Annotated in this window: 5 protein-coding genes; all 5 read right to left on the bottom strand. The window is 60.4% G+C overall.

All coding sequences use genetic code 11. The features are described 5' to 3' along the window. A partial coding sequence (locus CMN27_RS13785) for a transposase (RefSeq protein WP_293627316.1) occupies positions 1–345 on the bottom strand: 345 nt, incomplete at its 3' end. Between the two features lie 281 nt (positions 346–626). Continuing rightward, the gene (locus CMN27_RS13780; protein WP_293627314.1) at positions 627–1286 is read right to left on the bottom strand and encodes a hypothetical protein; all 660 of its coding nucleotides are present in this window, start codon (positions 1284–1286) and stop codon (positions 627–629) included. A 45-nt stretch (positions 1287–1331) separates the two neighbouring features. Beyond that, the gene (locus tag CMN27_RS13775; RefSeq protein ID WP_293627313.1) at positions 1332–4418 is read right to left on the bottom strand and encodes a T6SS effector BTH_I2691 family protein; all 3087 of its coding nucleotides are present in this window, start codon (positions 4416–4418) and stop codon (positions 1332–1334) included. Continuing rightward, positions 4415–5365 carry a hypothetical protein gene (locus CMN27_RS13770; RefSeq protein ID WP_293627312.1) on the bottom strand — a complete coding sequence of 317 codons (951 nt, stop codon included), beginning with the start codon at positions 5363–5365 and terminating at the stop codon, positions 4415–4417. The genes CMN27_RS13775 and CMN27_RS13770 overlap by 4 nt, the downstream gene beginning before the upstream one ends. Positions 5366–5375: 10 nt before the next feature. Beyond that, complete coding sequence (gene tssI / locus CMN27_RS13765; protein ID WP_293627311.1) at positions 5376–8204, bottom strand: type VI secretion system Vgr family protein; 2829 nt, start codon at positions 8202–8204, stop codon at positions 5376–5378. Between the last annotated feature and the right edge of the window lie 115 nt (positions 8205–8319).

The raw sequence follows: 8319 nt of genomic DNA, 5'->3' as shown, positions 1-8319 counted from the left end.
CTCCAGCAGATAGCTATCACCGTCGACGAGAATGCCCTTGAAGCGGCCTTGAAACAGGTGACCCGTGCGTCGATGGCGACGGTTGCTGTACTGGGTATAGACGCCATTGAGTTGACGCATCCCGCGAGAGAGGTTGGCGTCCGGTGTCTCGATGACCAGGTGGTAGTGATTGGTCATCAAGCAATAGGCGTGGCAGACCCAGTTGAAGTCTTGCACGACCTGGCCAAGAATTTCGAAAAAACGAGTGCGATCCGTGTTGTCTTCGTAAATCGCCTCCCGACGATCACCGCGCGACGTCACGTGATACAACGCGCCAGCAAACTCGATTCGGATGGGTCGGGCCATACGATCGACATTAGCTTGATTTGGAAATCAATGCTATTTAGCTAGACCTGACCCCGTTTTGTGTTAGCTTGATTTAGAAATCAATGCTACTTAGCTAGACCTGACCCCGTCTTGCTTGCTTAGCTAGACCTGACCCGTCCTGCTCGTGACCCCGTCCTGCTCGTTCTGGTGTTCGAAGATTATCCGAATTGTGCGCTCGCGGGCTTCCACGAATGGCATTCGCTCTGCTTCAATCCGCCAGTCTCTTGCGCGTTGACGCATCTGACGATTTTGACCACGTTTTAATTCGCCCGCTTGCCAAGAATGACCCAGACGAACATGGGCGTGCCGACTAACAAAAGAAATGCGACATACCCCAGCATGTGCGGGGCCAGCGAAAGCACCATCGCCGTGACGATCGCTTCGATCAGCAATCCAATGACACCAAAAGCACGGGCAGCGGGGCTGCCCCAGAAGCTCTTTTGCGTCGGCCCATTCGTAATACGGGCATCAGCGTAGCGCTTGAACGCCAAACACAGCTCGTAGAAGACTTCCCGATCTCGAGGATGCGGAATCAGCCGGTAGGACAGTCCTTTCTTTGGACGGATATGCAAGTAAAGGCGCCCCTTCATGCCGAAATCGACCGCATCGGTGTCGTAGCTGGCGATGTCTTCGAAGGCAATCCGGCCTTTGCGACTTAGGGTCAGACCGCTTGAGTCCAAGGAGGCGCGCTGAAAAGGAAACATCAGTACTAAGATGACAAATGGAGCGATGAGTGATGCAAGGAGCAGAGGAAACCAAATCGCGACCGAAATCAAACCTTGCGGGAGATAAGTAAAAATTACATAAACGGTTAGAAGCGTCCAGCCGCCTACAAATAGTACTTCCAGACCTAACAAAATAAGTGGTGCAAACTTCGAGGGCACCTTGACCCGACAATCTTGGCTCAACGTTTCATTCATGACATGACGGTTCTCTTGTAGCTCTTGCCTGGCGTTGTAGACGATTCAAAACAGGTAGCTCCAAAACCCCTCTTTTCGAGCCCAGCTATAATCAGCTTCCCCCAGATCCAGCGACATTACCAACTGTCGCTTGTTCAGCGCATCCGGCCAGTACTCGATCTTCAGGCCGACTCGGTCGTACACATCCTCGTCGACCAGCACTTCAGTCTGTAATACTGCGGCGCCCGCATGTTGCTCGAGCTGGACCGCGTGCTGCAGGCGGTTGTCGGTAACGTAACGCACCGGATCCCCCATGTGCTTGATGTAGCGATAGGCCTTGCGGGCCTCCGTGCCGCGTGGAATCAGATAATTGGCAATCGACTCGCCCCAACCGACATCCCGGGCGTGCATCTCCTGGCCCTCAGTGGCGTTTTGCCGTGGCTGCAGCGCCGGATCGTGACTGAGCTGGCTGCCATGGAAGGCGATAACGCTATGGCCGCCCTCCCCGGCGAGCATGAGTTTATAGGCATAGTCGCTGTAGTCACCAATGCCGGGTATGATGACCCGCAGTTGCACCCGATCACGGCCCGGCTCGTTTTGCCAGACCAAACGGATGCTCAACCCATAGACGACGTCCTGATAGGCTGCCAACTCCTTCTGAAGGTTCGCATACGCGTCACGGTTGGAGGCACTCGGATTGCGGTAGTAACAGCGGGTGAACCAGACTTCCAGCGGCGTGTCAGTATTCTTCAATGCCAGGTAAGTCAGGTAAACGGCCGCGCCCAACGCCACGAATGCCAGTACCGTCCAGCCGATGACCGGGATGGACGAGGCGCCCAGCCCCAGCGTTGCCCAGCTGGTCATGGCCGCTGTGGTCGAGCCCGCTGCTGCCATCGCGTTGACTTGGGCAAAAATGGCAGCTGCGCTAGCAATACCGGATGCGCCATACGCTACGGTAGACCCAATAAAGCACCAAGCAGCATCGTTATCGCCCTCCGAGAAGCTTGTACCCGCCCTAATACCATGTTTGATGGCGTCCGAAAAAGACGCCCCCACGGCAAACAGCCCGCCGGCAAGGCGCCAGGCAATGGCACGCCTGACGATCTGCGCGGCGGCGTTTTCTGCGCCGTCGGCCACGGCCGTTTCGGCACGCTGCTTCAAGGTCTGGCCCATGGCTTCACTAAATACCGAGCTTACCCCTAGAACGCCCGACACGACCGCATAATGCGCGCTGCTGAGGTTCTCACTGGCCTGGGTGCCCGCCGCACCCTGGGCATCATTCAGGCTGGCCAGGGCCGATGCCAAGCCGTACAGACTCAAGGCGCCGCTGAAACTGACCATGCGCTGGCCGGCGTTGCGGATGTCCTCGGCCATGGTGTGATAGGGGTTAAACGCGGCCTGCTTGAAGGCTTGATTCAGTTCATCCCCGGTGGGGAAGTCGGCATCAAAGCCAGCCTGGGAAAAGTCTTCACTCGTCAGGTAAAGGTCCAGCGTCAGCATATCCTGCCCACCAGGCCGAGGCTGGGCGAAGCCCCCAGTTATCCCCTCATGTTTAATCAGGGCAATCTGGCCCTCGCGGCTTCTCTGTGGCAGGCCCGCACCGGCCTGACCCCAAACCGTCTCATACAGCTTGATGGTCAAATGATGCACCGGCGCCTGCAACCGCTGCGGGTATACAATGATGCCTGTCCGTGCGGTGCGCAGCAGCTGCAGGCGGGCGCCGATTTCGCGCATAGGCTGGACATTATCCGCCGCCATTCTAGGCAAATAGGCCACTATTGCATGGGTGATCGTGCCCGTGGCGGCCTGCACCGCTGGCATGTTGCTATGGTTCAGGTCACTGCTATGCAACCAACTCGTAATCGACTCATGGATGTTGTTTGCCGCGTCCCTGGCGGAGCCGAACATCGACAGAAAGTCGGTTGTATGACTCAAAACAAACTCATGCACATCCGGATCGCCCGCCGCCAACACGTACCACAATGGGTGGTCGTCATCATCGGGCTCAGCCTGCACCCACTCTTTCCAGATGGCGCGTTCTTTTTCGGACGCACCGACGCCTTCGAAACAATCGGCAAAGTCGCATTCTAGCGCTCGTCCGGTGGGGCGATGCGTCCCGTCGTACAACATCCATACCAGACCAAACAATGGCCGCCCCACCAAAGCTGCCCAATCCGCACTGGCATCATCGAGGGGTTGCCGGTACCGATTTTCCTGCTGTTCGTATTGTTCCTTGTCCGCTTCGAGCTTGCCCATGTCGAGTTTGGGCGCGTAGCGCTCGGCCCACGTATCGGCTTGGTTATTGGCTTGCATGCTCTGGCGCACGCCTTCGATCAGCTCACGAATGATCACCGGCTCGAGATCGGACTGGACGGTCTTGAAATGTGCCAGTTCGCCCGCCTTGATGTTGCGCCAGGCGGCAGCATCTCGGACGTTGCCGACAGGATCGTTGAGCCCCACGACCACGCCGCCCTCGGGGCTGATTTGTTTCATGCGCTCGACGAGTTGTTCTGCTAGCTCGCCGCGATTGACAGCCTCATTAAGGGTCCATGCGTAGTAACGCTGCGCAAAATCGGCAAAACCATACTCGGGTATCGCCTGATTGAGCGTATCCGCATCGCTGGCACGAAAGCCTACGTCATCGGGCACCGCACCTCCGGATACCAGCGAGGACGGTGCAACTTCGATCATCATGCCGTTCCACAAGATATCGTTAGCACGTAATTGCTTGAGCGCCTTGCGGGTTAGCCACGCGCGGCTGTAGCCCAGCCACACTTGATCTGCTTGGCTGGGCTGCTCGATACTAATGATCGAGGCATCCAAATTATGGCCGTCGCGTTCGCACGTGAATTTAGGCGTTTCCTCGGGCGGTTGGCCGATGACGTACTCTCGAAACAACCCTTTTGGGGTAGCAGCAAAGCAGCGCCAAAAACCGCCGTGACGATTATCGTAGATATAGACGTAGCCTTCGGTTATTACACGGGGCACATACTGACCGGCTTCTAGCGGTGTCGCGACGTTCTTATTCGTCCGGGTCAACGCATCAGCTAACCCCGAAGGTTTGACCTTATTTTTCGGAACATAGGCTAATCGCACAGGCAATATGGGCAGGCCGTGTCGGTTACACCAGTGACAGTCTTCAGGAAGACTCATGGCTGTGTACCTTCTAGTCTTTTCGATGTGTGGTGTTGCTGCGTGCGCTGGAGAGCTTCAGCTGCTATCGCTGTCCAGTCATCCTCGTCCCAGGCTGCGACCAACTTTTGATAGGACGCGCCGTCGTCCCGGACTGCAGCGAGTACAGCGGCGATTCGATCAGCCAATTCAATAGGCACGCCCTGGCTTTTGCGATCAGCCACGAACGCCGCGATATCGGCTTGATCAATTAAACTCAGTTCACGGGCCCGAATAATGTGGGACGCCAGCTCACCGCGCCCCGGCCAGGGTTGATCGCGTTCAACCACGGCGCACGCAGCCGCGTTTTCAAGAGATATGTCCTGCAGTAGTGCTTCATCGGACGACGTCAAATGGATAACGGGGACCGCCGCAACATCATCCGGATAAGGCACAGATTGCAACTCGCCCTTCGAATCGAGTGCGAGCCAATCGACAGCGGTTACCGGAGGAACCAGGCGGTGTCCTCTCTCATGCCCGGCGAGTAGCGGCAGCACGCGCGGGTCCCAGAAGCGCAATATGTGTCTTTGGCGATGTCGGTCGGTCTTGACGGACCCGCGAGCCAAGCACTGGGCTAACTCGGCGGGAGATCGGGTATCCGCAAGTAGCCAAGCGCATATTGATCTTCTAAACGGTGCCGTTGTCTTTTGCATCTCCTCAACGGCCAGTTCCACCGACCGATTAATGGCTCTTTCTTGTCTGATCGGATCCTGGATCGGGCACAGATAGGGTTTTTTACCCAATTCGATATCAGGATGGTTAATCGGCAAGACATATCGTCGCAGCGACGCCATTGTTGGTTCATCCGCAAACGGGTCACCAAGCGTGGGATCAACCATTAGATAGAGTTCGGCGTCGGGTCGTTCCGACTGATGAGCTCTCAGTCTCATAATCGCGAGGCCAACACACTTGTCAAAATCGACTGCCATCAGGGCTCCTTTAGGCCAGTGCGCCGCCTTTTCCGGCCGCACTCTGATTTTGTTGCGCGCAACCTCTGAGCTCCGTCTTGGCAAACGATAGCGATTCCGGCGTACCACTCCCCGGCCCGGTCAACACATGCTGCCCGGCATGGAATTTAACCGCCCCCGGTGCGGTGAGGGTGATATTCGCGCCCTTGATCTCCAGCCCGCTGCCCGCGGCGGTGAGCAGGATGTGTTTCATCGCGCTGACGTTCACGTCGGCTTGCGTGCTTGCGATGGTGACGGACTGCTCGGCGGCGAGTTTTGCTTTCGCGCTTTGCGCCTGGGCGGTGACGGGGCCGGTGGCGGCATGCAAGGCGATGCCGGTTTCCTGGTTGGGTTTGCTGCCGCCTGCGGCCCGGCCTTGGGTGTACAGGCGCAGGCCCAGCGCCACGGCGGCGACGTGGTCGTTTTGCGTGGCGATATTGATATCGCCGGCGGTGGCGGACAGGGTTTTGCCGGCGCTGACGATATGGTCGTGCGGCGTGAGCGCGGCGATGCCGGCCGGGGCACTGGCGATGAGATCGGGCCGGGCCCAGGCGGGTACGTCGCCGCTGCCGCCTAACGTGGTCTTGATCGCGGCTTCCGCATTCGGCGTGGTCGTACCGGTGCCCGATGCGGTGGCAGCGATCGATTCCTGCGTGTCTTCGAGGGCGTTCAGTGCGGGCCGGTCGGCAACCTTGGGGTCGCCTTCGACCGTGGCCTGTTGTGCGTCGGCGGCTTCGGCCAGGCTTTTGACGAGGCCATGGGCCTGGCCGAGAGCTGATTGCGCGCCGTCGGCACGCATCTGTTCGGCGCCACGTTCAGTGGTGAGCAGCACGCCCTGCCCGGCGCGCAGGCTGCCGTAGGCCTGGGTGGTCAGTTCGGCGCCGTGGCCGCGGTCGGTGCCGCGCTGGTTGTCGGTCTGGTGTTTGAGATGACCGAGTGCCAGCGAGGTGACGTACTCGGTGGTGGATAGCTGGGTGCGCAGCTGTTTCGGCGTGGCGTCGAATACAAGCTGGTTGTAGCCGCCGGTGCCCTGCCCGCTGGTGGATAGCGCCTGGGTCTTGAGACCCGACAGCACGGCGGGGTGCGCATGTTCGCCGGCTTGGCCGGCGAACCACGCAGGGGCGTTGCCGGTGACGGCACCGACCGCGCCGCTGACGCGATTGTGCTGGGCGTCTTGTTCGCCTTCGCCGTTGTAAACCGCGCCGGTGACCACGGGGCGATCGATATCGCCTTCCAGGAAACGCACGATCACTTCCTGGCCAACGCGGGGCACGAAGTGGCTGCCCCAGTTGGCGCCGGCGATGGCGGTGCTCACCCGAACCCAGGTGCCGGCGGCGTCGCTGGCGGGGGCGTTGTCGTCGCCAGCCGGATGGGCCTGCTGGTTGTGCGCACTCGCACCGCGCTGCCAGTGGAACTGGACCTTTATGCGGTGATCGCGATCGGTATGCACCGGTGCGCCGGGCGGGCCGACGACAATCGCGGTCTGGGTGCTGCGGATCGTGGGCTTGGGGTGCAGGCGTAGGCCGTGGCCGTCGGTCAGCGCGGGGCGATAGACGGTATCGGCCGGGATGGCGGTGAAGGCGTTGTGGTAGAAGTCGTCGTCTTCGTCGGCGTTCTGGGTGCTTTCGGAGACGGGCAGCTCGCCCTGTTCGTGGATGCCGCCATCCGCCCGTGCGGCACGGCCATGCCAGGCGGGCGGTGTGGCTTCGGCGCCGCCGAGTTGGCGTTCGGCCTCGGCGAGGATATCGGCGGAGAGATTGTTCTTGATGCGGTGGTGCACCCGTGTGCACAGGCTGGGCGCATCGCCTCGGGCGTGATCGACGAGCACGAAGCGCTCGCCGGGGGCGAGCTGGCGTTCCACGCCTTCGCCGTCGATCACGCTCTGACCCGCGATCCAGGCTTCGCGCTGGATATCGGCCAGGCGCTGACCGTATTCGCGGGTGGGATAGGCGTACTGGCCGGGGGTGTCGTCGGCGTCGATCGCAATCGGGCCTTGCGGGCCGGCGGCCGATACGGCGCGGGTATCGCGGGTGCGATAGTCCCAGCTGGTCATACGCAGCTGCGGGCTATGGCGCTGTTCGCGTGGCCGCCAATGCTGGATGGCGTCCTGGGTTTCGGTGGCATCGGCGCGATGAAAACGGATCGGCCGGCCGTCTTCAGGCTGAAAAGCGCTGTTGTGATCGGCGATGACCAGCGTATGCGTGCCCAGCGTATCGGCGGATCGGTCGCCGCTGTGTTCGAACCAGTAGTACAGGCCCTGGCTGGCCAGCAGGCGCTGCACGAAGGCGAGATCGGTCTCGCGATACTGGGTGGTCAGGCTACGCTCGGGATAGACGCCGCGGTCGGCCAGATCCCAGCGCCAGGCCGGCACCAGCGCGCCCTGGCCGCCGTAGTCCGAAAACACGGATTCGACGATATCGATCAGGCTGGCATTCTGGAAGACGTAGCTGTCGGTGCGGTAGGCCAGAAACGCCAGCCAGGGTTCGACCACAAGCCGGTAGCGGGCCGCGCCCTGATTGGAGCCGATGCGTTCGAAGGCGGTGATATGGCCGTGCCAGGGGCGCAGTTCAGTGCGCGATTCGGCGGTCATCAGTTCCAGCAGCACGGGCTGGCCGATGAGCTCTTCCAGAGCAATGAACGGGTCGGTCGAGAGCGCGGTAAGCTCGAAGCGATAACCCGCACCGTCGCTGATGGCTTCCAGGCCGTCGACGCGCTCGGGCAGCAATGCCGCCCCGGTACGCGGGGTATGCAGTCGCAGCAGGCGGTCCGTCTGGGTGACCCCTGGCAGCGCATTGGCGAGCATGTCGACAAGTGGATTCATGGCGAAAGAGTTCGCTGGCCAGGCCGGGTACGTACTAGCGGACGTGGATCGCCTGGGCGCGCATACCGATCCACGGCCCGTGGAAGTTTCAACAGTGCGCTCATGAGGTAGGGAC

It is taken from the genome of Salinisphaera sp., from assembly GCF_002729955.1.
GTDB lineage: Bacteria > Pseudomonadota > Gammaproteobacteria > Nevskiales > Salinisphaeraceae > Salinisphaera.
Note: the sequence above shows the minus strand (reverse complement) of the source record. Positions and strands in the feature narration are given on the sequence as shown.

Excerpts from the sequence above, each read along its gene's own strand:
- CMN27_RS13780 (WP_293627314.1), bottom strand. The coding sequence starts at position 1,286 with ATGAATGAAACGTTGAGCCAAGATTGTCGGGTCAAGGTGCCCTCGAAG.
- CMN27_RS13775 (WP_293627313.1), bottom strand. The coding sequence starts at position 4,418 with ATGAGTCTTCCTGAAGACTGTCACTGGTGTAACCGACACGGCCTGCCC.
- CMN27_RS13770 (WP_293627312.1), bottom strand. The coding sequence starts at position 5,365 with ATGGCAGTCGATTTTGACAAGTGTGTTGGCCTCGCGATTATGAGACTG.
- tssI (WP_293627311.1), bottom strand. The coding sequence starts at position 8,204 with ATGAATCCACTTGTCGACATGCTCGCCAATGCGCTGCCAGGGGTCACC.